This is a genomic window from Allomesorhizobium camelthorni (assembly GCF_011045125.1).
GTDB classification, from domain to species: Bacteria; Pseudomonadota; Alphaproteobacteria; order Rhizobiales; family Rhizobiaceae; genus Allomesorhizobium; species Allomesorhizobium camelthorni.
In genome coordinates, this window is the sequence record NZ_JAAKZF010000009.1 from 117,965 (window position 1) to 140,751 (window position 22,787).

Here is a 22,787-nt window from a genome sequence, read left to right on the forward strand (position 1 = left end):
GGGCCGCCTTCATAGGCTCCTTCGCCAATTGTCATCGTTGAAAGTTGGCGAAACCGGTGCGGTTCTGGCCTCTCCCCGTTCTTCACGGGGAGAGGATGCCGGCAGGCAGGTGAGGGGCAGCGCCAAGTTTGAAGAAAGTAGCTGCTCGCGGACAAGGTCGAAGCAACAGGCCGCGAGCCCCACATCGCAGGCCACATCAGGGGGAGGAACCCATGGCGGCTCAGATTTTTTCGGCGATCCTGGTCATCATCATCGGCGTCGGCGGCTGCGTCGGCTATTTCTGGGGCGCCAACAAGCTGCTCGACGTGATCTTTCCCTCGCGTGGCGTGAAAGGTGGGGCGGCGATCGACAATCTGCGCCGCCAGGGAGTCATCCGGCCATGGCTCTTCATCGGGCCGGCGCTGATCATTCTGACGGTCTATCTGATCTATCCCGTGGTCCAGACGCTGATCCTGTCCTTCCACGACCGCGGCGGCGAGAATTTCGTCGGCGTCGCCAACTATTCCTGGGCGTTCGGGGACCGCGAGTTCCGCAATTCGATCTTCAACAATCTGCTTTGGCTGCTCGTCGTTCCGGCCGCCTGCACGTTTCTCGGGCTGGTGATCGCCGTTCTGACCGACAAGATCTGGTGGGGCACGATCGCCAAGAGCCTGATCTTCCTGCCGCTCGCCATTTCCTTCGTCGGCGCCAGCGTGATCTGGAAGTTCGTCTATGAATATCGCGGTGAGGGCCAGACCCAGATCGGCATCCTCAATTCCATCGTGCAGTTCTTCGGCGGCTCGCCGCAGGTCTGGATATCGCTGCCGCTCTGGAACAATTTTTTCCTTATGGTCATCCTGATCTGGATCCAGACCGGCTTCGCCATGGTCATCCTGTCGTCGGCGCTGCGCGGCATTCCCGAGGAGACGCTGGAAGCCGCCGTCATCGACGGCGCCAACCCGTTCCAGATTTTCTGGAAGATCATGATACCGCAGATATGGGGCACGATCGCCGTCGTCTGGACCACCATCACCATACTGGTGCTCAAGGTATTCGACATCGTGCTGACCATGACCAACGGCCAGTGGAACAGCCAGGTTCTCGCCAACCTCATGTTTGATTGGATGTTCCGTGGCGGCGGCGATTTCGGCCGCGGCGCGACGATCGCCATCATCATCATGCTCGCGGTGCTGCCGATCATGATCTGGAACATCCGCCAGGCCAACAAAGAGACCGGAGGACACTGAGATGGCCAATCCGACCGGCAAGTCCTACCTCGGCCGCTTCGGCGTCCACATAGCGGTTCTCTTCTTCGTCGCGCTCTGGACCCTTCCGACGCTCGGCATCCTGATCTCCTCGCTGCGCGACAAGGATCAGATCATCGTCTCCGGCTGGTGGACATCGCTTACAAGTTCCACCCAGACCGAGGCCGGGCGGCTGCCGCCGCCCAACACAGCGGCCGAAAGGGACGGCAAATTCGTGCTGGAAGGCAATCTGTTCGAGGTGCCGGGAAGCCGCGCGATCACCAATTTCGGCATCCGCGCCCAGGCGCCGACCGAGTTCGAAGCCGGCAGCGTCGCCGATCTCGGCGACGGCGAGACCATGCAGGTCAATGCCGATGGCGGTTTCATCATGACGATGCCGGCAGCCTCCGACGCCACGCGCGGCCGGCGCGTCTATTATGCCGCGACGGTGCCGCCGCGCTTCACCACCGAAAATTACGCGAACGTGCTGTTTTCTGAAGGCATCGGCCGCTCCTTCATCAACTCTCTGACGGTCACCATACCGGCGACCGTGATCCCGATCATGATCGCCGCCTTCGCCGCCTACGCGCTCGCCTGGATGCGCTTTCCCGGCCGCGCGCTTCTCATTGCGACCATCATCGGCCTGCTCGTCGTGCCGCTGCAAATGACGCTGATCCCGCTGCTGGAACTGTATAATGACGTGGGCGAACTGTTCGGCGTGCCGTCCAAGACCTATCTCGGCATATGGCTGGCCCATACCGGTTTCGGCCTGCCTTTCGCGATCTACCTCTTGAGGAGCTACATGGCCGGCCTGCCACGCGAACTGATGGAATCGGCCCGCATCGACGGCGCCAGCGACTTCGAGATATTCGTCAAGATCGTGCTGCCGCTGTCGTTCCCGGTGCTCGCTTCCTTCGCCATCTTCCAGTTCCTGTGGGTGTGGAACGATCTGCTGGTAGCGATGGTCTTCCTCAAGACCGACGCCACACAGCTCGTCTTGACCGCAAGGCTCAACGCGCTCCTCGGTTCGCGCGGCGGCGATTGGGAAATCCTGACGGCTTCGGCCTTCGTGACGATCATCGTGCCGCTGATCGTGTTCTTCTCGCTGCAACGCTATTTCGTCCGCGGTCTGCTCGCGGGCTCGGTCAAAGGAGGCTGATATGATGCAGGCCGTTCTGCGCAAGGCGGAAGAGCCGGCGCTCGCAGTCGACCGCGACTGGTGGCGCGGAGCGGTCATCTATCAGATCTATCCGCGCAGCTACCAGGATTCCAACGGCGACGGCATAGGCGACCTGAAGGGCATCATCCGCCGGCTTCCCTACATTGCCTCGCTGGGCGCCGACGCGATCTGGATCTCGCCGTTCTTCAAGTCGCCGATGAAGGATTTCGGCTACGATGTCTCGGATTATTGCGACGTCGATCCGATGTTCGGCACGCTGGCCGATTTCGACGATCTAATAGCCGAGGCGCACCGGCTGGGCCTGCGGGTGATGATCGACGAGGTGATCTCGCATACGTCCGACGAGCATCCCTGGTTCAAGGAAAGCCGCTCCAGCCGCGACAACGCCAAGGCCGACTGGTACGTGTGGGCGGACGCCAAGCCCGACGGCACGCCGCCCACCAACTGGCTGTCGATTTTCGGCGGCTCGGCGTGGCAATGGGACACGCGCCGCCAGCAATATTACCTGCACAATTTCCTGGCCGAGCAGCCGGACCTCAACTTCCACAACAAGGACGTGCAGGACGCCTTGCTCGGCGTCACCCGTTTCTGGCTCGACCGCGGCGTCGACGGTTTCCGGCTCGATACAATCAACTTCTACTTCCACAGCCAGGGGCTGGAGGACAATCCGCCGCTGCCGCCCGAATTGCGCAACGACCAGACCGCCCCGGCGGTGAACCCGTATAATTACCAGCACCACATCTACGACAAGAGCCGGCCGGAAAACCTTGCTTTCCTCGCCCGCTTCCGCGCTTTGCTCGACGAGTATCCGGCGGCGGCGGCGGTCGGCGAGGTCGGCGATTCGCAGCGCGGGCTCGAAGTCGTCGCTTCCTACACAGCCGGCGGCGACAAGGTGCAGATGTGCTACGCCTTCGATTTCCTGGCGCCCGAAAAGATCAGCGCCGCCAAGGTGCGCACCGTGCTCGAGGATTTCGGTGCGGCGGCCAGTGACGGCTGGTCGTGCTGGGCCTTCTCCAACCATGACGTGATGCGTCATGCCACGCGCTGGGGCAAAGGCGAGGCCGACAGGACCGCTTATCTGAAGGTCATTTCAGCGCTGCTGATGTCGCTGCGCGGCTCGGTCTGCCTCTATCAGGGCGAGGAATTGGGCCTGGGCGAAGCCGATCTCGCCTTCGAGGATCTGCAGGACCCCTACGGCATACGCTTCTGGCCCGAATTCAAGGGCCGCGACGGCTGCCGCACGCCGATGGTGTGGGACCAAAATGCGCCGAATGGCGGCTTCTCATCGGCCAAGCCATGGCTGCCGGCGCCGCGGGAGCATCTCGCGCAGGCGGTCAGCGCACAGCAGGGCGACGAAAACTCGCTGCTCGAGCACTACCGCCGCTTCCTCGCCTTCCGCCGCGCGCATCCGGCTTTCGCCAAGGGCGAGATCGAGTTCCTGGCCGGGGAGGGCGATGTTGTCGCCTTCACCCGGCGTCAGGGCAATGAGGAGATCGTCTGCGCCTTCAACCTCGGCGCCGGACAGGCAAGCGTCGATCTCGGCGGCGATCGCACGGTCCAGCCGCTTACCGGGCACGGGTTTACCGGACAAGCGGATGCAGGCAAAATCCGGCTGGGCAGCTACGGAGCGTGGTTCGGGCGCATTGCCTGAGCGACAGACAAGAAGAATTCGGGAGGAAAAGCATGGCCGATCTCACCCTCAGGCAAATCAGGAAAGCCTACGGCAACCTGAACATCCTTCACGGCATCGACCTCGACATAAAGTCGGGCGAATTCATCGTCTTCGTCGGGCCGTCGGGCTGCGGGAAGTCGACGCTGCTGCGCACGATCGCCGGCCTCGAGGAAATCACCTCCGGCACGCTGCAGATCGCCGGCGAGACGGTCAACGACGTGCCGCCATCGAAGCGCGGCATCGCCATGGTGTTCCAGAGCTACGCGCTCTACCCGCACATGACCGTCTACGACAACATGGCGTTCTCGATGAAGATCGCGCGCGAGAGCAAGGCCGAGATCGACAAGCGCGTGCGCCAGGCCGCCGAGATCCTGCAACTGACCAAATTTCTCGACCGCCTGCCCAAGGCGATGTCGGGCGGCCAGCGCCAGCGCGTCGCCATCGGCCGCGCCATCGTTCGCAACCCGAAGGTGTTCCTGTTCGACGAGCCGCTATCGAACCTCGACGCCGCGCTGCGCGTGGCGACCCGCATCGAGATCGCCAAGCTCAAGGAATCGATGCCCAACACGACGATGATCTACGTCACCCACGACCAGGTCGAGGCGATGACGCTGGCCGACCGTATCGTCGTCCTGAAGGAGGGCGTCATCGAGCAGGTCGGCACGCCTATGGAGCTTTACCGGCATCCCGGCAATCTCTTCGTCGCGCAATTCATCGGCTCGCCGGCCATGAACATCGTGCCGGCGACGATCGACAGACCCGGCCGCGAGACGGTCATCACCCATGTCGGCGGTCGCAAGGTAAGCCTGCCGGTGACGACGCCGGCCGAGGCCGCCGGCGCGACGATCAGCTTCGGCGTCCGCCCGGAGGACCTTCGAGTGGCGACGGGCGCGGACTTCCTGTTCGAGGGGCCGGTCGACTATGTCGAGCAACTGGGCGAGGTGCAACTGGTCTATGTCGGCATCGGCCGCGCCGACGAGCCGCTGGTGGCCAAGCTGCCCGGCAATGCCGAGGTCAAGCGCGGAACCGTGCTGCGCCTGACCGCCGACGCCGGCGATCTGCACATATTCGACGCTGAAGGGCACTCCTTCGCGCGCGAAAGGCTGGCGGCGCAGGCGGCCTGACTCTCCTCCCGTCTGGCGTCTTGTGGCGGGCTCCCGAACGGGAGCCGCCTGCTGTCAGGCCACGCTCATTTGGCGTTCGGCCGCAGCTTCGGCGCTGACATCGGCGACTTCGCCCACAAGAAAGAGCTCGATCGCCTCGCCCCTGCCGCGCAGCCTGTGCCGCCCCGAGGGTATGACCTCGAAGCGTTCGTCGAGGCGCGACGCGGTCTCGGCCGAGATGGCGATCATGGTCTGGGCTTCGGGCGCCAGCGTCTTGCCCAGCCCCTGCAGCCTCTGGCTGACATTCACCGTGTCACCGATGATCGTATAGTTTACGCGGTCCGAAGCGCCGATATTGCCGACGATGACTGGGCCGGTATGGATGCCGATCCGCACCTTGAGGGCCGGCAGTCCCTCCAGCACTGCCGCCTTGTTGTCGGCTGCAAGATACTCCCTGATCTGAGCGGCGGCGCGGACGGCCGCAGCGGCATGGCCCTTCAGCCGGTCGGGAGCGCCGAAGAATGCCATCATGCCGTCGCCGAGGAATTTGTCGACTGTGCCGCCATGCGCGTCCACGGCGCGGCACAGGATGGCGAAATGACGGTTCAAGAGCTTCGACACCGCCGCCGCGTCCAACTGCTCCGACAGCGCCGTGAAATCGGCGATGTCGGTGAACATCACCGTGACGACCGTCTCACGCGGTTCGGCGATGCCGATCTCGCCAGTGCGCACCAGCTTGGCGACAAGTGAGCGCGGAATGTAGGTGGAGAAGGCGCGCAGTCCGATCAGCATGGCATTGAAGGCTGACGCCTGATCGTCCAGTTCCTTGATCCGGCTGCGCGGCAGCGGAGCCACGCCGTCTAGATCGAAATCGGCGACTCGCGTCGCCTGTCCGGCGATCGCCTGTATGGGTCGCGAAAGGCGCCTGCCGAGTAGGATGGCGACGATCACCGCGGCGGCCATCGCGGCAAGCCCGAGCATGGCCGATCCCATGACACGCTCGATCTCGCTGCCGACCTGGCTGCCTTTGAAGTATGCGCCAATCGTCCAGGGCCGCTCGCCATAGCCAGGAATCTTGCGGGTGATGGCAACGTAGGCATTGTCGCCCCACCAGTCATCGTCCCCGCCATCGATATTTATTTCCGAAAGCTCGACATCGCGGGTGCGTCTGGCGTCGAACTGATCCTCTACCTTGCGAGTGGAATAGGTGGCCAGCACCGGGTCACCGAACGTCGCGAGCGGCATCAGCGGCGCCATGCCGTTCTTGCGCGCATCGGGTTGGGACAGGCGTTCGTCGGCAATGACGCGGTCCTCGCCATCAAGGATGAAGGCATGCGTTCCGAACCGCATCGAGAGGTCCCGCGTGATCTCGGAGAGCTTCTGCAGCTCGACCGCCGCGATCACCCAGCCTTGCGGTGCGGCCCCGCGAGAGAGCGGCGCCGACACATTGGCGTACAGGCCGTGCTCGTTGGCCACAAAGGATCCCCACAACAGCCGGTTGGTCTGGCGGCGTTGCTCCAGGGCGGCCAGCACCTGCGGCGATTTCTCGACCTCAGGCGGCAGAAGCTCGACCTTTCCGTCTGTATCGCGGGCGACGCCCCGGCAGATCATATCCGGCGTGCAGATCAGCATGGCGGTCGCGGGCTGGGCGGCCAAGAGTGCGCCCGAAAGAGCCGCCGACATAGCGTCATCGTCGTCGATCAGGAACTCGCCCTGCGCATAGAGCTTGGAGATGCCGTTCACGGCGCTTTCAGCCTGCTCCATCTCCGCGCGCAACAAATCCTCCATCGCATCGACGAGCAGGGTGGACTGCGCGCCGAGCAGGTCGAGTGTGTTGCGGATATTGGCGCCGACCGTCAGAGTCAGCACGCCGCCGATCGACAGGAAGACGAGCGTGCCGAAGCTGATCGCCATGATGGCCGCGACCGGCATGCGCCGCCACTTCTTGGCGGGGCGGACCAGGCGCACCGGTTCATTCGACGAATCCATGGCATCAAATGTCGTGACGGGCCGACGAATTGCAAGCCTGGAGTGCACGCAACAACGTTCAGGCTGGCTCGGCAGCCTGTTCGGCGCGGGCGGTCTTGCGGCGCGAGATGAAGAAAGCGGCGACGAAGGTCAAGCTCATCAGGAGCACGATTGTCGGCGCGGGCGCCGAATCGAGGAAGAAGCTCAGATAGACGCCGAAGAACGACGCCAGGGCCGCGATGGCGACCGCGAACATGAGCATGCGGTCGAAGCGGTCGGTGAGCAGGAAGGCGATGGCGCCGGGCGCGATCAGCATTGCGATGGCGATGATGATGCCGACCGCCTTCAGCGCCCCTACAATGGTCAGCGACAGGATCGACAGCAGCCCGTAGTGGAGGAGCCGGACCGGCAGGCCGATGGCGCGCGCGTGCTGCGGGTCGAAGGCGTGAACGAGGAGATCGCGCCGGAAGATCATGATCGCGCCGCCCGCAATAGCGGCGATGACGCCGCTTTCGGCCACGTCGGCCCAGGTGACGCCGAGCATGTCGCCGAACAGTATATGGTCGAGGTGAACGTCGGTCTCGATCTTGGTGTAGAGCACGATGCCGAGCCCGAACATGCCGGAAAAGACGACGCCCATGACGGTATCTTCCTTGACCCGGCTGTTTTCCTTGAGGAAGCCGGTGGCCAGCGCGCAGACCATGCCCGCGCCGAATGCGCCGACGGCGAGCGGCAGGCCGGCAATATAAGCGAGCACGATGCCGGGCAGCACGGCATGGCTGATGGCGTCGCCCATCAGCGACCAGCCCTTCAGCACCAGAAAGGACGACAAGAGCGCCATCGGCACGGCGACCAGCACGGCGATGACGAAGGCCTGCTGCATGAAGGGAAACTGGAAGGGCAGGAGGATGGTGTCTAACATGGCCGCACCTCGTGGACCGGCGCAGCACGCCTTCTATTTCGTGCTTTGTCGAAGGGCCGGACATCTTCCAAACAAGGCAGGGCGATACTATATAATTGGACGCATCCCTTCCCCTTGCGGGGAGGGATAGAGAGTAGAGGTAGAAACTGCGTCAGGTGTCTTCGAACTACTCTGTGTTTAGCGTGAAATCGGACAGGGACGCTGCTTAGATGCCCCCACCCTCTATCCCTCCCCCCAAGGGGGAGGGATGCGTCAGCGCCCCACTTCATCCATATGCGGCTGCCCCGATTGGCGGCTTTTGCGCCTACGCTCGCTGTGCGACGGGGGCGATTGGCGAAGGCGGCCCTGACGGCTGATCCCTCCCCTTGCGGGGGAGATGTCCGGCCCTTCGACAAGACTCCGGACTGCGGAATGCCACCCGGCATCATATCCCCGCCTCCAGCGCTTCGCGGGCGCGCCGCTTGGCCGCCAGCATGCCGTGCTTGGGCGCCAGCGCGAAGGCAGCCAGGAAGATCGCCGTCTGCAGAACCACGATGATGCCGCCGGTCGCGCCGTCGAGGAAATAGCTGGCGTAGGCGCCGACGAGGCTCGTTATCGCCCCGATCGCGACGCTGATCATGATCAGCCGCGGAAAGCGGTCGGTGAGCAGGTAGGCGGTCGCGCCGGGCGTCACCACCATGGCGATGACCAGGAACGCGCCAACCGTCTGTAGCGCCGCCACCGTGCAGGCCGAAAGCAGCGTGAAGAACACCGCCTTCAGCCAGTCAGGATTGAGACCGACCGATCGCGCATGGTTCTCGTCGAAGAATACGACCATCAGGTCCTTCCATTTGACGAGGAGTATCGCGAGCGACACCCCGGCGATGATGACCAGTTGCAGCGTGTCTCCGGGCGTCACCGCCAGGATGTTGCCGAGCACGATGGTCTGGATGTTCACCGAAGCCGGCGACAGCGAGATCATGAAAAGGCCGAGGCCGAAGAAGGAGGTGAAGATCAGCCCGATGATCGCGTCTTCCTTGAGCTTGGTGCGCTGGTTCAGAAACAGCATCGCCGCCGCCGCCAGCCCGCCCGAAATGAACGCGCCGAAGGCGAAGGGCAGCCCGATCATATAGGCGCCGGCCACGCCCGGCACGATGGCGTGGGAGAGCGCGTCGCCGATCAGCGACCACCCCTTCAGCATCAGATAGGCTGACAGGAAAGCGCAGACGCCGCCGACCAGCGCCGACACCCACATGGCGTTGACCATGTAGCCGTAGGCGAACGGCTCGGCGAGCGCGGCGATCATTTCTTCTCGTCCAGTTCGTCCGGGCCGGCCGAGTCGTGCGAATCCTCGCCATTGCCGTAGATGACGAAGGGCCGTTCGTCGTCGGTGAGCACAGTCACCCGGCGCGGATCGGCATCGTCGTGCAGGTCGGCGCCGCCGAGGATGAACTGACGCAGCACGCCGCCGAAAGCTTTTTCCAGATTGGCGTGCGTGAAGACTTCATTCGTTGGCCCTTCGGCCAGCACCGTGCGGTTGATGAGCACGGCGCGGTCGCAGAAGCGCGGCACCGAACCCAGATTGTGCGTCGAGACCAGCATGATGCGGCCTTCGTCGCGCAACGCTTGCAGGAGAGCGATGATTGCCTCCTCCGTGCGAACATCGACGCCGGTGAACGGTTCGTCGAGCAGGATGATTTTTCCCTCCTGGGCCAGCGCGCGGGCGAGAAAGACGCGCTTCTTCTGGCCGCCGGAAAGCTCGCCGATCTGCCGGTTGCGGTAGTCGGCCATGCCGACCCGCGCCAGCGCCTCGTCCACCGCCTTCCGGTCGGCGGGCCGCGCCATACGCAGGAAATTCATGTGGCCGTAGCGGCCCATCATCACTACGTCCTCGACCAGAACCGGAAAGTTCCAGTCGACATCCTCGCTCTGCGGCACATAGGCGACGGCGTTCCTTTTCAGCGCATCGGCTGCTGGCCCACCGAATATCCGCACCCGCCCGGCGGCGAGCGGCACGAAGCCCATGATCGCCTTGAACAGGGTCGACTTGCCGCTGCCATTGACCCCGACCAGCGCCGTGATGCTGCCTTTCGGGATCGAGAAGGAGGTGTTGCGCAACGCCGTCTGGCCGTTGCGGTAGGTGACCGCTATGCCCTCGACCGAAAGCCCGTCGCCGGGCTGCGGCGCTTTGCGGAGCCTGGTCGAGAGCGGCGCGTTCACTCGGCAAGACCTTTCGCGATGGTCTCGGTGGTGACGCGGAGCAGGTCGAGATAGGTCGGCACCGGCCCGTCCGCGGCGCTCAGCGAATCGACATAGAGCACGCCGCCATATTTGGCGCCGGTCTCGCGTGCCACCTGCTCGGCCGGATCGGCGGATACGGTGCTTTCCGAAAATACCGCCGGGATGTTGTTGGCGCGCACCGCGTCGATGACCTTCCGGACCTGCTGCGGCGTGCCCTGCTGGTCGGCATTAATCGGCCAGAGGTAGAGTTCCTTCAGGCCGAAATCGCGCGCCAGATAGGAGAACGCGCCCTCGCTGGACACCAGCCAGCGCCGTTCCTCGGGAATGGCGGCGAGCCGCGCCCGGATCGGCTCGACCGTCGCCTTGATCTTCTCCGAATAGGCGGCGGCGTTCTTCGCGTAGGTTTCGGCGTTCTCCGGATCATGCTCCGCGAAGGCCTTGCGGATGTTCTCGACATAGATCAGCGCCGCTTCGGGCGACATCCAGGCATGGGGATTGGGCTTGCCCGTATATGGCCCTTCGGCGATGCCCATCGGCTCGACGCCCTCCGACACGACGGCGCTCGGCACATCGCTCAGATTGGAGAAGAACTTTTCGAACCAGAGTTCGAGGTTGAGGCCGTTCCAAAGGACCAGGTCGGCCTTCTGCGCCTTGATCAGGTCGCCGGGCGTCGGCTGGTAATTGTGGATCTCGGCGTCGGGTTTGGTGATTGATTCGACTACCGCCGCGTCTCCGGCGACGTTGCGGGCGATATCAGCGATCACGGTGAAAGTGGTCACCGCAACCATCTTTTCGTCCGCCCCCCGGCTTCCGGCGTCGTCGCCTTCGGCAGAACATGCGGCGAGAACAAGGGCGAGGAGCAGGGCCGAAGCACGAGCGAGCAATCTCATAAGACATCCTGATTTTTGCGCGCCGCGAAATGCGGCAGCCCACGCATAGGTAGGGCAGGCCGTTGCGCCTGTCAATGCAATTGCAAATCGTTTGCAACAAGGACTGCGAGATTGGCTTGCGAGAAGCGCGCACCTGCAGAGCGTGTAAGCCTGAAACACAAGGACGACCCTAAGCGGCCGCGGGTGGTTCCGTCGGTTTCGTATCGTCCGGCGTCGCCGGCTCGTCGCCTGCCAGGGGCGGCTCCACATCGCCCTGCAAAACCTGCTCGACGATGCCGCGGGCGATCTCGCGTTCGCCCATGATGACGGTGTCGGCGCCGAGCCCGGTCAGGTGCTCGACCTCGGCGTCGGAATGGGCGCGGGCGATGATGGCGATGGCCGGATTGGCCGCCCGCGCGCGCAGGATGATCTGGCCGGCCTCGAAGGCGTTGGGGATGGCGAGGATCAGCCGCTTCGCGCCGGCTGCATTGGCCGAGGCGAAGACCTCGCCCTTGGCGGCGTTGCCGGCCACCGTCTCAATGCCGTCGGCTTGCAGCCGGGCAAGCGTCTTGTCGGCGTCCTCGATGACGAGAAACGGCAAACCGGCTTGCTTGAGCGATTGACCGACAAGACTGCCGACCCGGCCGTAGCCAACAAGAATCGTGTGCCCGGTGAGCTTTGTCGGCGGAGGGCCATCTTCAGCCTCGCCTACGGCCGGCGCCAACGTGGCTACCTCGCCGGGTTCGGTCGCCGGCGCGACCGCTGTCTTGCCAGCCCGCTTTTCCAGCCAGGGTTTCAGACGCTCTGCGCCCGCAAAAACCAACGGGTTGAGCATGATGGACAGGATCGCGCCGGCGAGGATCAGGTCGCGCCCCTGCTCGGGAAGCAGGTTCAGCCCGACGCCGAGCTCGGCGAGAATGAAGGAGAATTCGCCGATCTGCGCCAGGCTGGCCGAGATGATGAGCGCCGTGGCGATCGGATAGCCGAAGGCCAGGACGATCAGGAAGGCGGCCACCGACTTGCCGATGACGATGATGAACAGCGTCGCCAGGACCGGCCAGGTGTTGTCGATCAGGCTTCCGGGATCGAACAGCATGCCTACGGACACGAAGAACAGCACCGAAAACGCATCGCGCAGCGGCAGCGATTCTTCCGCCGCCTGATGCGACAATTCGGATTCGCTCATGATCATGCCGGCGAAGAACGCGCCGAGCGCCAGCGACACGCCGAACAGTTTTGCCGCGCCGAAGGCGACACCGAGCGCAATGGCGAGAACCGCAAGCCGGAACAATTCGCGCGAGCCGGTGTGCGCGGCATAGTGCAGTATCCACGGGATCACTCGGCGGCCCACGACAATCATGAGGATGATGAAGGCCGCGACCTTGGCCAGCGTGACGCCGACGGCGCCCCACAGGCCGAGGTCGAATTGCAGCGACAAGAGACTGCCGCCGCCGTCCGCTGCCTGCCCTGTGCCGCCGAGAATGCCGGCCAGCGCCGGCAGCAAGACCAGCGCCAGAACCATAGCCAAATCCTCGACGATGACCCAGCCGACGGCAATGCGGCCGCGTTCGGTCTCGATCATGCGCTGTTCTTGCAGCGCGCGCAAAAGCACGACCGTGCTCGCCACCGAAAGCGCCAGGCCGAAGACGATGCCGGCGCCGACGGACCAGCCAAGCATCCAGGCCAGGGCGACGCCCAGAGCCGTCGCAAATCCCATCCGCACCACGGCTCCGGTAACGGCGATGGCGCGCACCGACAAAAGGTCCTTGAGCGAAAAATGCAGGCCGACGCCGAACATGAGCAGGATGACGCCGATCTCGGCGAGCTCCTGCACAAGGCTCTGGTCGGCGACGAAGCCGGGTGTGTTCGGCCCGACCAGAACGCCCGCGATCAGATAGCCGACCAGCGGCGGCACGCGGAAACGGCTGGCCAGCGCCCCGAAAATGAATGCCAGCCCCAGACCGGCGACGATTGTTGCGATCAGGGGCGTTTCATGCGGCATTGTCGTGGATGCGCCTTACTCAAACATGGAGGACCGCCGCGAAAGCCGCAGCGATTCCAATATGGCGGAGAGGTTCGCACCGGCGCAATCCCGGCTGGCCGCAGAGGAGGCAGCCGGGGCATTTATTGGATAGTTTCGCCGTCCTGCCGGACGGCAGGACGGGAGGCGCACGGCCCTCGGCGAAGTTGCCGCGGCGCAAAGGCGCTCTCACGCTTCCTGCAGGATCCGCTCTATTTCCGGAACCGGATGGTTGGTCAGCGTTTTCGGCACTTCCGCCAGGATGCGGTCGATCACTTCCTTGTGCAGCTTCCTGCGCATTTCGCCCAGCACCAAGGGCGGAGCGATCAGCACAATCTCTTTGAAATCTCCGCGATGCGCCATCGTATAGAGCCGTTCGGCGATCTCGTCGGCGAAGCGCTCCTTGCCGAGCCGGTGCCAGTCCGTATCGGCCACGGCGCTTTTGTGAGCGCCCGACCCGTCGCTGAAACGCCCGGGGCGGTCGGTGCCCTGCTCGCGCGTCGCCGGATTGTCGTCGTGCACTTCGCGTACGACATTCAGGTCGGGGGTTCGGGCGTCGCCATCATTCTTCAGGAACAGCGCTTTCTCACCATCGGCCACGAGTATCCAGAGGCCGTGCTTCAGCCTGACATCGCTCATCGGACGCTTCCTCATTGTTAACGGCGTGAATTGCGGCGGGCTTTGCTTTTCTCCTGCTTCTGCACGCGGGTCGCGCCGGCGGGGCGCTCGAAGCCGCGTTTCATATCGTCCTGACTGCCCACGTCACGGGCCACTCCGCCGCCGCTGGCGCCCCCTTCCATGCTGCCCTCCGTGCCGAGATGTTCGGCGCTTTCGAGCTGTTTATCGCGTTCGCCCTTCTTGCGTTCCATGCCGTCATCTCCTCATAGTGGCTGTCGTCGCTAAACGCCGGCTCGGCATTGATGTTCCGCTTTTCGAACTGGACCAGGGTCGCCGGCCAAGAATTATTTTCTGCCGATTGCCTGCAATCCGGAAAATGCATCGCCTAGTATGTGGCGCGGCGCGAGGCCATGCCTTCTTAAGAGGGCCACTTTCGCCGACAATTCCAATCCAAATCCAGGAGCCTGCCTGAAGTGACCAACGGCGCCGCGAAACTCAATGCATTCCCCGTCTTCGTGCGGGTGGAAGGCGAAGCTGTGATCATCGTCGGCGGCGGCGACGAGGCGCTGGCCAAGGCGCGGCTGCTCGGACAGACGAGCGCCCGCTTGACGATCGTTGCGGATCACGCCGAACCCGCTCTCGCCGCATGGATTGCCGCCAATGGCGCGACGCATGTGAACGCCCCCTACGAGCCTGCGCTGCTCGAAGGCGCGGTGCTGGTTTTCGCCGCAAGCGGCGACGAGGCGCTCGACCGGCAGGTGTCGGACGACGCCCGCCGGCTCGGCATCGCCGTCAATGCCGTGGATCGCCCCGAACTCTGCGATTTCTTCACGCCGGCGCTGGTCAACCGCGCGCCGCTGGCTGTCGCCGTCGGCACGGAAGGCGCGGGTCCGGTTCTGGCGCAGATGGTGCGGGCCAAGATCGATCGCATGCTGCCGCCCTCGCTCGGGCCGCTCGCCGCGCTCGGCAATTCGCTGCGCGAGGCAGCCGACAAGGTTTTGCCCAAGGGCAGCCGCCGCCGCAGGTTCTGGAACGATTTCTTCACCGGCGCGCCGGCGCGGGCGATGGAGATCGGCCATGCTTCCGAGGCCCGTGCGGCAGCCGCCGAACTCTTGGCGCGCAACGCGCCTGCCTCGGGTCATGTTGCCCTGGTCGGCGCCGGACCGGGCGCCGAGGACCTGCTGACGCTGCGGGCGCAGCGGCATCTGATGGAAGCCGACGTGATCATGTATGACGCGCTCGTGCCGGAGGCGGTCGTCGCCATGGGCCGCCGCGACGCCGAGCGGCTGCCGGTCGGCAAGCGCAAGGGCTGCCATTCCAAGTCCCAGGAAGAAATCAACGCGCTGCTGGTCAGGCTCGGCCGCGAGGGCAAGCGCGTCGTGCGGCTGAAATCGGGCGATCCGCTGGTTTTCGGCCGTGCCGGCGAAGAGATGCAGGCGCTGCGCGATGCGGGCATCTCCTACGAGGTGGTGCCGGGCGTGACCGCGGCCTTTGCCGCGGCCGCCGACTGCGAGCTGCCGCTGACGCTGCGCGGCGTGACCTCGTCCATGGTGTTCACGACCGGGCACGATCTGAAGGGCGGCACGCTTCCCGACTGGGCGAAGCTGGCGATTTCGGGCGCGACGGTCGCGGTCTATATGGGCCGCTCGGTCGCAGCCGACGTCGCGGCGCGGCTGATCGAGGCCGGCCTGTCGCCGGATACGGCGGTCGCGGTGGTGGAAAACGCCAGCCTGGCCGAGCGCCGGCTGTTCCACGGCACTATCGCCGACCTTCCCGCGCTTCAGGATCGCGATGAACTTACCGGGCCGGTCATGACACTCATCGGCGACGCCGTCGCAGGCGCAAACTTCGCACGCTCGACACCGCTCGCCGACCAGAACCGCGTTGCGGCAAAAGAGAATCTGGGAGCAGATGCATGAAGATACTCACCGCAAACCGGCTGACCGACGGCGAGGCCGTGTGGTTCTCCACCGGCCATGTCTGGGCCGAAACGATCGACAATGCCGAACTCGCTGGCGACAAGGCCGGCGAGGAGAGGCTGGAAGCTATAGGCAAGGCCGCCTTCCTGAACAATGAAGTGCTCGATGTCGACCTGATTGATGTCCAGCTGGTCGATGGCGTCATCCGGCCGAACCGGTTGCGCGAGCAGATCAGGGCGAGCGGGCCGACCAACCGCAACGATCTGGGCAAGCAGGCGCGGCCGGCTGTTCCGCAGGCGGCATGAGGAGAGGGCCGGGCGGCCCTGAAGGACGAAAATGTACCGTTACGACGAGTTCGACCAGGATTTCGTGAATGCCCGCGTCGCCGAGTTCAGCGACCAGGTCGACCGGCGGCTGGCCGGCGAAATCACCGAGGAGCAGTTCCGGCCGCTGCGGCTGATGAACGGCGTCTATCTGCAGCTTCACGCCTACATGCTGCGGATCGCGATCCCCTACGGCACGCTGCACCCGCGCCAGCTCCGGATGCTCGCCCACATCGCTCGCAAATACGACAAGGGCTACGGCCATTTCACGACGCGGCAGAACATCCAGTTCAACTGGCCGGCGCTTTCCGACGTGCCGGCGATCCTGGCGGATCTCGCTTCCGTCGAGATGCACGCGATCCAGACGTCGGGGAACTGCATCCGCAACGTGACCGCCGATCATTTCGCCGGCGCGGCCGCCGATGAGGTGGCCGATCCACGGCCCTATGCCGAGATCCTGCGCCAGTGGTCGTCGGTCCACCCGGAATTTTCCTATCTGCCGCGCAAGTTCAAGATCGCGGTAACCGGCGCCGAGCGCGACCGCGCGGCGATCCAGGTTCACGACATCGGCCTGCATCTGAAGAAGAACGCCGCGGACGAACTGGGCTTCGCCGTCTATGTCGGAGGCGGGCAGGGCCGCACGCCGATGATCGCCAAGAAGATACGCGATTTCCTGCCGGAGAACGAGCTTCTCTCCTACTGCACGGCCATTTTGCGGGTCTACAATCTCTATGGCCGCCGCGATAACAAGTACAAGGCGCGCATCAAGATTCTTGTCCACGAAACCGGCGCCGAGGAGTTCGCCCGGCAGGTGGAAGCCGAGTGGGAGGCGCTTAAGGACACCGAACTGAAGCTTCCCGAAGCCGATATCCGCGCGATCGAGGCGTATTTCGCGCCGCCGAAGCTTGTCGCACGCCCCGAAGGCGACGAAGCCGTACGCCTGGCCAGGCTCGACAGCAGAAGCTTCGGCGAATGGCTGGACCAGAATGTCGTCACGCACCGTCATCCTGACTATGCCGCCGTCACCATCTCGCTGAAGGGCATTGGCGAGGCTCCCGGCGACGTCTCGGACAGCCAGATGGAAGCGGTCGCCGAACTCGCCGAAAAATACGGCTTCGACGAGATCCGCGTCACCCACGAGCAGAACCTGGTGCTGCCGCATGTCGCCCGCGCCGATTTGCGGGCGGTCTATGACGCGCTGGTCGAGATGGATCTGGCGACCGCCAATTCCGGCCTGATCACCGACATCATCGCCTGCCCCGGCCTCGACTATTGCGCGCTGGCCAATGCCCGCTCGATCCCGGTCGCGCAGGAGATTTCGCGCCGCTTCGCCTCGCTGGAGCGGCAGCGCGAGATCGGCGAACTGAAGCTGAAGATTTCCGGCTGCATCAATGCCTGCGGCCACCACCATGTCGGCCATATCGGCATATTGGGCGTCGAGAAGAAGGGCGCCGAGCTCTATCAGGTGACGCTCGGCGGCTCCGGCGACGAGAACACGTCGGTCGGCGAGATCATCGGCCGCGGCTTCGGCCCGGAAGAGATCACGGACGCGATCGAGACGGTCGTCGAGACCTATCTGCGCATCCGCGCCGATCGCTCGGAAAAATTCCTCGACGCCTACCGCCGCGTCGGCGCCGCGCCGTTCAAGGAGGCGCTCTATGGAAGCGAAGCCAAAGCCGCTTGATGCCGAAGCGCAAATGCTGGACGAGGCCGCCGGCCTCGACGCGCTTTACGGCCATCTTCCGCCGGCCGAGATCATAGCCCGCTCGGTTGAGCTTTTCGGCGCCGGCGACATTGCCGCGGTGTCGTCCTTCGGCGCCGATTCGGCGGTGCTGCTGCACATGGTCGCCAGGATCGACCGCTCGCTGCCGATCGTTTTTCTCGATACGGGCAAGCATTTCGGCGAGACGCTCGATTACCGGGATGCGCTGGCCGCCGATCTCGGCCTGACAGACATCCGCATTATCACGCCCGAGGAAGCCGCGCTCAATCGCGAGGATCCGGATGGTAAGCTTCACCTTACCAATACCGACGCCTGCTGCGCCATCCGCAAGGTCGAGCCGATGGCGCGCGGCGTCGAGCCATTCCGCGCCTGGTTCACCGGCCGCAAGCGGTTTCAGGCCGCGTCGCGCAGTTCCCTGCCTGCGTTCGAGGCGGTCGGAACCCGCATCCGCATCAATCCGCTGGCGCGCTGGACGACGTCCGATCTGGCAAGTTATATGCGCAAGCATCAATTGCGCGAGAACCCCCTGGTCGCGTACGGCTATCTGTCAATCGGCTGCTTTCCCTGCACGCAGCCGGTGCAGCCGGGCGAGGATGCCCGCAGCGGACGGTGGGCCGGGCATGCCAAGACGGAGTGCGGTATTCACTTGTCCGGCCTCGAACAGTCGCTGACCGACGCCTCGCTCTAACTTTTGATCGCCGCATGGTCCTGCCCCTGCAATTTTGCGGGTTCATGCCCTAGGATATTGAAATGACCGAAACCACCGCCGACAACGCCACGCGCCTGTGGACGCCGCAAGGCTTTCGTGAGGACGAGTGGGTCCATGCAGAGAGCGCCGACGCGCTCGTCGGCAATGGCCGCTTCATCCTGCCGCTGCAGGCTTTTCTCGACCTCGACCCGGAGGTGCGGAAATCCGCGAAGGAGAGGCTAGGCGTGCTCCTGCTGCCCGGCGATGCGCTGGAAAAAATCGCCGATTTGCTCGACGATGTCTCGCTGGTGGCGCTGGCGTTTCCCGCGTTCAATGACGGCCGCAGCTTCTCGAAAGCCGAACTTCTGCGCAGCCGCTACCGCTTCGAGGGCGCGGTGCGCGCCACCGGCCAGGTGCTGATCGACCAGCTGCCGCATATGTTGCGATTGGGTTTCACCGAATTCGAGGTGTCGCATCCGACATTGATCGCCCGCCTCGAAGCCGGGCGCACAGGCGGCATTCCGCTCTACTATCAGCCGACGGCCAAGCCAGCGGGCAAGGGCGCGAAATATTCCTGGCGCCGGGTTCCGGCAGCGTAGCCGTTCGCCCAATATGTGATCTGCGCCGCCAACGTCGCGCCGCATTTCCGGCTTTTCCTTTCAAAGTTTCCGCCATACGATGCGCGTGATTATTTCGGCTGCCGAAATAAATCTGATCCGGGAGGAGAACCGAGATGCCGGGCAAAAAGATCCTGATGCTGGTGGGGGAATTCAGCGAAGAGTACGAGATTTTTGTTTTCGAGCAGGCCATGCACGCGGTCGGCCACACGGTGCATGTCGTCTGCCCCGACAAGAAGGCGGGTGAGGCGATCAAGACCTCGCTGCATGATTTCGAGGGCAACCAGACCTACACGGAAAAGCTCGGCCACGACTACGTCTTGAACAAGAGCTTCGCGGAAGTGAAGCCGGACGAGTACGACGCCGTCTATTGCGCCGGCGGGCGCGGGCCGGAATATATCCGTATCGACAAACGCGTGCAGGCGATGGTCCGCCACTTCCACGAAACCGGAAAGCCGATCTTCACCATCTGCCACGGCGTGCAGATTCTGATAGCGGTCGACGGCGTGGTGCGCGGCAGGGAGGTCGCGGCGCTTCAATATTGCGAGCCGGAGGTCCGGCTTGCCGGCGGCATCTACATCGACGTGGCGCCCAATGGGGCGCATGTCGACGGCAACCTCGTTTCGGCCAAGGGCTGGCCGGGCCTCGCCGCCTTCATGCGCGAGTGCCTGAAGGTGCTCGGCACCGAAATCGCCCATGGCAAGACGTTGATGCGCGAGACCCGGCAAGCGGCCGAGTAGTTCCGGCGGGCATCCGAAAACCTTGAAGTTCGGGTGGCTTGCCGGCCACCCGAACGCCAGGCATCAGTTCGAGGGCGCTTCGCGCGGGAAACGGCCGGCGCCGCCATACGGGAAAAGGCGGAGCTTGCCGTCTTCAAGCTTGGCCGTGAATGCGTAGCCGTTGTTGACGGGGCGCAAATCCGAGGCGGTCGGATCCTGTCCGTAGAACATCTGCGGACGGACGGGCATGCCGACCCAGAACCTGTTTTCAACCTGATTGTCATCCTGGGAGGCGAGTGCCCCGGCGGTTGCCGAAACTGCGGCGGCGATGACCGCCGCGGCGGCCAAAGACGATATGATTGCGTTCTTCATTTTCTTTCCGTTGGCCGAAGCCACTCATTTGTTGCTGCGTTGCAGCATGGAAGTATGGTGCGTTGCACAATTTAGCAAATGAGAAATTTTTAGCTGCCCGATAAGAATTCCTCATCGGCATGAGCAGCCACCAACGCTGGCCGGCGACAACCCAAAATGGAAGTTCGACGCCCAATGGCCTCCTGATGCAGGTAGCGCCGTCAGTCCTTGGACGCTGTGATGATGAGCGCCGGCATGTCGAAGGAGACCTCGCCACTGGCGGTCACGAAAGTTGCCAGCGTTCGCTCGGCTTCTTCCAGAAGTCGCCCGAACTGATCCTCATTGAGAAGCCCACCGAGTGTCCAGACGCATGCTCTTTCGGTCGAGATCAGCGCTTTGATGGAGGCAAAACGAACTGTCCCGCGATGCCGCCTCACTTTGGCGCGCTCTATGCCTGCCGTCGCGCAGAGCGAGTGCAGCAGTTTCGCATCTCCGAGCACGAAGGGCGCGCGGAACGCATTCGCCACGTCATCCCCGAAAAGCAGCCCCAACATATCCGCGACCGCAGCATAGCCTGGAGACTGATCGAGCGAGTCGCAGACGGCGACGGCCAGCCTGCCGCCGGGCTTAACCACGCGCATCATTTCTCGAAGGCCGGCGGCGCGGTCCTCGAAGAACATCAGGCCGAACTGGCTGATCGCCGCGTCAAAGCGTCCATCCGGGTATGGAATCTCCTCCGCGCGCCCCTCACGCCAGTCGATGCGCGTGCTTTTGCGGCGGGCCACGCCGAGCATGTCGGAGTTGGGGTCGAGCCCGACCACCTCGCCGTCTGGTCCGACGCGATCATATGCGGCCAGCGCCAGCACACCTGTCCCGCAGGCGACGTCGATTACCCGGTCGCCCCTGCCTATTTGCGCCTCGCCAGCAACGATCGGTCCCCATTGGAGAAACAGCGCCGGAACGAAGAGTGCGTCGTAGATCTCGGCCGGGGATTTCGACATGCCTTCCCTGTGGGTTTGGACTGCCGCTTCCCCCGATTCCGGCGTTGCACCTTCAAGGAACACCGCGTTGGAACGGGTTCCGGCCAGGCGAAGCGCCTTCAGCGGCTCGTATTCGGGTGATGAGTACCAGCGTTGCGCCTGCTGGTTGTCGGAAAACTCTAGGATCACCGGATAGACCGGCTGCCAGTTTCCTTCGACAAGCTCGGGTTTCCCGCCGAGCACCAGGTAGCGTCCTCCATATTGTTCGACCGTTGCAAAGACCCCCGCCAGATATTGTTCGACCTTGGCATGGTCTGTGATTTCACGCACGTCGAAGAACCAATAGGCTGACATGACCGACCTCCCTTGATCGCGCATGGACTCCGCCGGATGCGCGGTGGATATGCTGTTCGGTGCATAGTAGACTTGGCCATGGGCACGCTCCATGACCCGGCGTCTCAATCGCTTGCCGCAGCGTCCATTCTGCGGCAACCGCTTCCGCGGCCGCCGGAAGAGTCCATTCCGGATGCTGCAGTTACCGGCGCGTCAGGGAAGGATGTGCTCTCGGATGTGCTTCGTGCAATAAAGCTCACAGGCGCGCTTTTCTTCTGGGTTGATGCTTCTTCGCCCTGGAGTGTGGAAGTGCCAAGGGCGGATTCGTTCGCCGAAGCTATCCTGCCAAGCGCCCAGCACGTGATTTCTTACCACATCATCACGAAGGGATCGGGGTGGATCAGCATCGGCGAAAGCCCGCCGATGAAATTTGTCGAAGGCGACATATTGGTGATCCCGCACGAGGATACTTATGCGATGCGCAGCGCCCCCGAAGAGCGATCGGGTTTGACGCCGGAAGATTCGCTTGATTTCTTTCGTGCCATGGCGACAGGACATCTGCCCTTTGTGGTGACCGAAGGTGGCGGCGGCCCCGCGCTGACCAGATATGTATGCGGCTTTCTCGGTTGTGACGCCCGGCCGTTCAATCCTCTGCTTGGAGCCTTGCCCCGGCTGATGCGCATCCCACGCGTTGGCGGTGCGCCAGGCGACCTCCTCGATCGACTGATCGAGCTAACTCTGGCTGAGGCGCCCGCCCAACGGCCCGGGGCTGAATGCGTCCGCCTGCGCCTGAGCGAATTGATGTTCGTCGAGGTCGTGCGTCGCTATCTCGAAACACTGCCGCCGGAGCAGACCGGCTGGCTCGCGGGATTGCGTGACCCCGCCGTAGGCCGGGCTGTTGCGCTCTTCCACGAGAATCCGGCGCGTGACTGGACAATTGAGGAACTCGCGCGCGAAACCGGCGTCTCACGGTCTGTGCTAGCGGCCCGCTTCATGCGTCTCGTCGGATGCCCGCCGATTCAATATCTTACGCGATGGCGCGTGCAATTGGCCGCGCGACTGCTCACTGATGGGCTGGTCAAAGTCTCGGCGGTTGGGCGTGATGTCGGCTACAAGTCCGATGCAGCCTTCAGCCGGAGCTTCAAAAGGATCGCGGGCGTCTCTCCTGCCGAGTGGCGCGACGGCAGGCGCGAATAGCGGCGAACGGGGCGGGGTAAAGTCCGGCTTCCGGGGGCGCGAAGTTGGCTTCCCCCTTCGACCGCCCGCCCTGCGTTCCGGGAAGCTTTCAAAAGACCGCCAACCCGGGACCGTGCGCCGGCGCTGGAGTGCGAAAGGATCG

21 protein-coding genes are annotated in these 22,787 nt (G+C 64.0%); 11 read left to right on the forward strand and 10 right to left on the reverse strand.

What is annotated here, in order from left to right:
- Positions 1-212 precede the first annotated feature (212 nt).
- From G6N73_RS10050 to G6N73_RS10065, 4 genes are read left to right on the forward strand one after another with little or no spacing between them, the layout of a single operon-like run.
- Positions 213-1,226 (forward strand): carbohydrate ABC transporter permease, encoded by a 1,014-nt coding sequence (locus G6N73_RS10050; RefSeq protein ID WP_165026970.1) that lies wholly within the window; start codon positions 213-215, stop codon positions 1,224-1,226.
- 1 nt (position 1,227) lies between these two features.
- The gene (locus G6N73_RS10055) at positions 1,228-2,382 is read left to right on the forward strand and encodes a carbohydrate ABC transporter permease (RefSeq protein WP_165026972.1); all 1,155 of its coding nucleotides are present in this window, start codon (positions 1,228-1,230) and stop codon (positions 2,380-2,382) included.
- Positions 2,383-2,386: 4 nt separating this feature from the next.
- The gene (gene bglA, locus G6N73_RS10060; RefSeq protein ID WP_165027069.1) at positions 2,387-4,054 is read left to right on the forward strand and encodes a beta-galactosidase BglA; all 1,668 of its coding nucleotides are present in this window, start codon (positions 2,387-2,389) and stop codon (positions 4,052-4,054) included.
- A gap of 32 nt (positions 4,055-4,086) precedes the next feature.
- A complete protein-coding gene (locus G6N73_RS10065) occupies positions 4,087-5,199 on the forward strand; it encodes an ABC transporter ATP-binding protein (protein ID WP_165026974.1) in 1,113 nt (370 codons plus the stop codon).
- 54 nt (positions 5,200-5,253) lie between these two features.
- Here the strand turns inward: G6N73_RS10065 and G6N73_RS10070 are convergent, their stop codons facing one another.
- From G6N73_RS10070 to G6N73_RS10105, 8 genes are all read right to left on the reverse strand, one after another.
- Positions 5,254-7,167, reverse strand: a complete 1,914-nt coding sequence (locus G6N73_RS10070; RefSeq protein ID WP_246251845.1) for an adenylate/guanylate cyclase domain-containing protein — start codon at positions 7,165-7,167, stop codon at positions 5,254-5,256.
- A gap of 58 nt (positions 7,168-7,225) precedes the next feature.
- Entirely contained in the window at positions 7,226-8,068 is an 843-nt protein-coding gene (locus G6N73_RS10075; protein ID WP_165026977.1) for a metal ABC transporter permease, read from the reverse strand.
- 424 nt (positions 8,069-8,492) lie between these two features.
- Complete coding sequence (locus tag G6N73_RS10080; RefSeq protein WP_165026979.1) at positions 8,493-9,353, reverse strand: metal ABC transporter permease; 861 nt, start codon at positions 9,351-9,353, stop codon at positions 8,493-8,495.
- The gene (locus tag G6N73_RS10085) at positions 9,350-10,267 is read right to left on the reverse strand and encodes a manganese/iron ABC transporter ATP-binding protein (RefSeq protein ID WP_165026982.1); all 918 of its coding nucleotides are present in this window, start codon (positions 10,265-10,267) and stop codon (positions 9,350-9,352) included. Before G6N73_RS10085 ends, G6N73_RS10080 begins: the two co-directional genes overlap by 4 nt.
- The gene (locus G6N73_RS10090; RefSeq protein ID WP_165026984.1) at positions 10,264-11,178 is read right to left on the reverse strand and encodes a metal ABC transporter substrate-binding protein; all 915 of its coding nucleotides are present in this window, start codon (positions 11,176-11,178) and stop codon (positions 10,264-10,266) included. The genes G6N73_RS10085 and G6N73_RS10090 overlap by 4 nt, the downstream gene beginning before the upstream one ends.
- Positions 11,179-11,347: 169 nt before the next feature.
- A complete protein-coding gene (gene ybaL, locus G6N73_RS10095) occupies positions 11,348-13,159 on the reverse strand; it encodes a YbaL family putative K(+) efflux transporter (protein ID WP_165026987.1) in 1,812 nt (603 codons plus the stop codon).
- 207 nt (positions 13,160-13,366) lie between these two features.
- The gene (locus G6N73_RS10100; protein ID WP_165026990.1) at positions 13,367-13,816 is read right to left on the reverse strand and encodes a baeRF12 domain-containing protein; all 450 of its coding nucleotides are present in this window, start codon (positions 13,814-13,816) and stop codon (positions 13,367-13,369) included.
- Positions 13,817-13,833: 17 nt separating this feature from the next.
- Positions 13,834-14,046 carry a hypothetical protein gene (locus tag G6N73_RS10105; protein ID WP_165026993.1) on the reverse strand — a complete coding sequence of 71 codons (213 nt, stop codon included), beginning with the start codon at positions 14,044-14,046 and terminating at the stop codon, positions 13,834-13,836.
- Positions 14,047-14,268: 222 nt separating this feature from the next.
- Here G6N73_RS10105 and cysG point away from each other — a divergent pair, with 222 nt between their 5' ends.
- From cysG to G6N73_RS10135, 6 genes are all read left to right on the forward strand, one after another.
- Positions 14,269-15,714 carry a siroheme synthase CysG gene (gene cysG, locus G6N73_RS10110; RefSeq protein WP_165026996.1) on the forward strand — a complete coding sequence of 482 codons (1,446 nt, stop codon included), beginning with the start codon at positions 14,269-14,271 and terminating at the stop codon, positions 15,712-15,714.
- A complete protein-coding gene (locus G6N73_RS10115) occupies positions 15,711-16,019 on the forward strand; it encodes a DUF2849 domain-containing protein (protein ID WP_165026999.1) in 309 nt (102 codons plus the stop codon). Before cysG ends, G6N73_RS10115 begins: the two co-directional genes overlap by 4 nt.
- 31 nt (positions 16,020-16,050) lie before the next feature.
- The gene (locus G6N73_RS10120) at positions 16,051-17,721 is read left to right on the forward strand and encodes a nitrite/sulfite reductase (RefSeq protein ID WP_165027001.1); all 1,671 of its coding nucleotides are present in this window, start codon (positions 16,051-16,053) and stop codon (positions 17,719-17,721) included.
- On the forward strand, positions 17,696-18,448 hold the full coding sequence (locus G6N73_RS10125; protein WP_165027004.1) for a phosphoadenylyl-sulfate reductase: 753 nt from the start codon (positions 17,696-17,698) through the stop codon (positions 18,446-18,448). The genes G6N73_RS10120 and G6N73_RS10125 overlap by 26 nt, the downstream gene beginning before the upstream one ends.
- Before the next feature lie 62 nt (positions 18,449-18,510).
- Positions 18,511-19,047, forward strand: coding sequence for a DUF934 domain-containing protein (locus G6N73_RS10130; RefSeq protein ID WP_165027007.1), 537 nt, complete (start codon positions 18,511-18,513; stop codon positions 19,045-19,047).
- Between the two features lie 134 nt (positions 19,048-19,181).
- Positions 19,182-19,805 (forward strand): DJ-1/PfpI family protein, encoded by a 624-nt coding sequence (locus G6N73_RS10135; protein WP_165027010.1) that lies wholly within the window; start codon positions 19,182-19,184, stop codon positions 19,803-19,805.
- Positions 19,806-19,868: 63 nt separating this feature from the next.
- Here the strand turns inward: G6N73_RS10135 and G6N73_RS10140 are convergent, their stop codons facing one another.
- Together G6N73_RS10140 and G6N73_RS10145 are read right to left on the reverse strand one after the other, a co-directional pair.
- The gene (locus G6N73_RS10140) at positions 19,869-20,156 is read right to left on the reverse strand and encodes a hypothetical protein (protein WP_165027013.1); all 288 of its coding nucleotides are present in this window, start codon (positions 20,154-20,156) and stop codon (positions 19,869-19,871) included.
- 200 nt (positions 20,157-20,356) lie between these two features.
- The gene (locus G6N73_RS10145) at positions 20,357-21,469 is read right to left on the reverse strand and encodes a DUF1330 domain-containing protein (protein ID WP_165027016.1); all 1,113 of its coding nucleotides are present in this window, start codon (positions 21,467-21,469) and stop codon (positions 20,357-20,359) included.
- A gap of 165 nt (positions 21,470-21,634) precedes the next feature.
- Here G6N73_RS10145 and G6N73_RS10150 point away from each other — a divergent pair, with 165 nt between their 5' ends.
- Positions 21,635-22,645: an AraC family transcriptional regulator gene (locus tag G6N73_RS10150; RefSeq protein ID WP_425484070.1), complete on the forward strand. Its 1,011-nt coding sequence runs from the start codon at positions 21,635-21,637 to the stop codon at positions 22,643-22,645.
- Positions 22,646-22,787: the final 142 nt, after the last annotated feature.

What these genes read in the sequence shown, in the direction of transcription:
- G6N73_RS10100 (WP_165026990.1), bottom strand. Translation starts at nt 13,816, where the DNA reads ATGAGCGATGTCAGGCTGAAGCACGGCCTCTGGATACTCGTGGCCGAT.
- G6N73_RS10055 (WP_165026972.1), top strand. Translation starts at nt 1,228, where the DNA reads ATGGCCAATCCGACCGGCAAGTCCTACCTCGGCCGCTTCGGCGTCCAC.
- G6N73_RS10090 (WP_165026984.1), bottom strand. Translation starts at nt 11,178, where the DNA reads ATGAGATTGCTCGCTCGTGCTTCGGCCCTGCTCCTCGCCCTTGTTCTC.
- G6N73_RS10115 (WP_165026999.1), top strand. Translation starts at nt 15,711, where the DNA reads ATGAAGATACTCACCGCAAACCGGCTGACCGACGGCGAGGCCGTGTGG.
- G6N73_RS10145 (WP_165027016.1), bottom strand. Translation starts at nt 21,469, where the DNA reads ATGTCAGCCTATTGGTTCTTCGACGTGCGTGAAATCACAGACCATGCC.
- G6N73_RS10050 (WP_165026970.1), top strand. Translation starts at nt 213, where the DNA reads ATGGCGGCTCAGATTTTTTCGGCGATCCTGGTCATCATCATCGGCGTC.
- bglA (WP_165027069.1), top strand. Translation starts at nt 2,387, where the DNA reads ATGCAGGCCGTTCTGCGCAAGGCGGAAGAGCCGGCGCTCGCAGTCGAC.
- G6N73_RS10140 (WP_165027013.1), bottom strand. Translation starts at nt 20,156, where the DNA reads ATGAAGAACGCAATCATATCGTCTTTGGCCGCCGCGGCGGTCATCGCC.
- G6N73_RS10080 (WP_165026979.1), bottom strand. Translation starts at nt 9,353, where the DNA reads ATGATCGCCGCGCTCGCCGAGCCGTTCGCCTACGGCTACATGGTCAAC.
- G6N73_RS10135 (WP_165027010.1), top strand. Translation starts at nt 19,182, where the DNA reads ATGCCGGGCAAAAAGATCCTGATGCTGGTGGGGGAATTCAGCGAAGAG.
- G6N73_RS10130 (WP_165027007.1), top strand. Translation starts at nt 18,511, where the DNA reads ATGACCGAAACCACCGCCGACAACGCCACGCGCCTGTGGACGCCGCAA.
- G6N73_RS10070 (WP_246251845.1), bottom strand. Translation starts at nt 7,167, where the DNA reads ATGGATTCGTCGAATGAACCGGTGCGCCTGGTCCGCCCCGCCAAGAAG.
- G6N73_RS10065 (WP_165026974.1), top strand. Translation starts at nt 4,087, where the DNA reads ATGGCCGATCTCACCCTCAGGCAAATCAGGAAAGCCTACGGCAACCTG.
- G6N73_RS10075 (WP_165026977.1), bottom strand. Translation starts at nt 8,068, where the DNA reads ATGTTAGACACCATCCTCCTGCCCTTCCAGTTTCCCTTCATGCAGCAG.
- G6N73_RS10125 (WP_165027004.1), top strand. Translation starts at nt 17,696, where the DNA reads ATGGAAGCGAAGCCAAAGCCGCTTGATGCCGAAGCGCAAATGCTGGAC.
- ybaL (WP_165026987.1), bottom strand. Translation starts at nt 13,159, where the DNA reads ATGCCGCATGAAACGCCCCTGATCGCAACAATCGTCGCCGGTCTGGGG.
- G6N73_RS10120 (WP_165027001.1), top strand. Translation starts at nt 16,051, where the DNA reads ATGTACCGTTACGACGAGTTCGACCAGGATTTCGTGAATGCCCGCGTC.
- G6N73_RS10105 (WP_165026993.1), bottom strand. Translation starts at nt 14,046, where the DNA reads ATGGAACGCAAGAAGGGCGAACGCGATAAACAGCTCGAAAGCGCCGAA.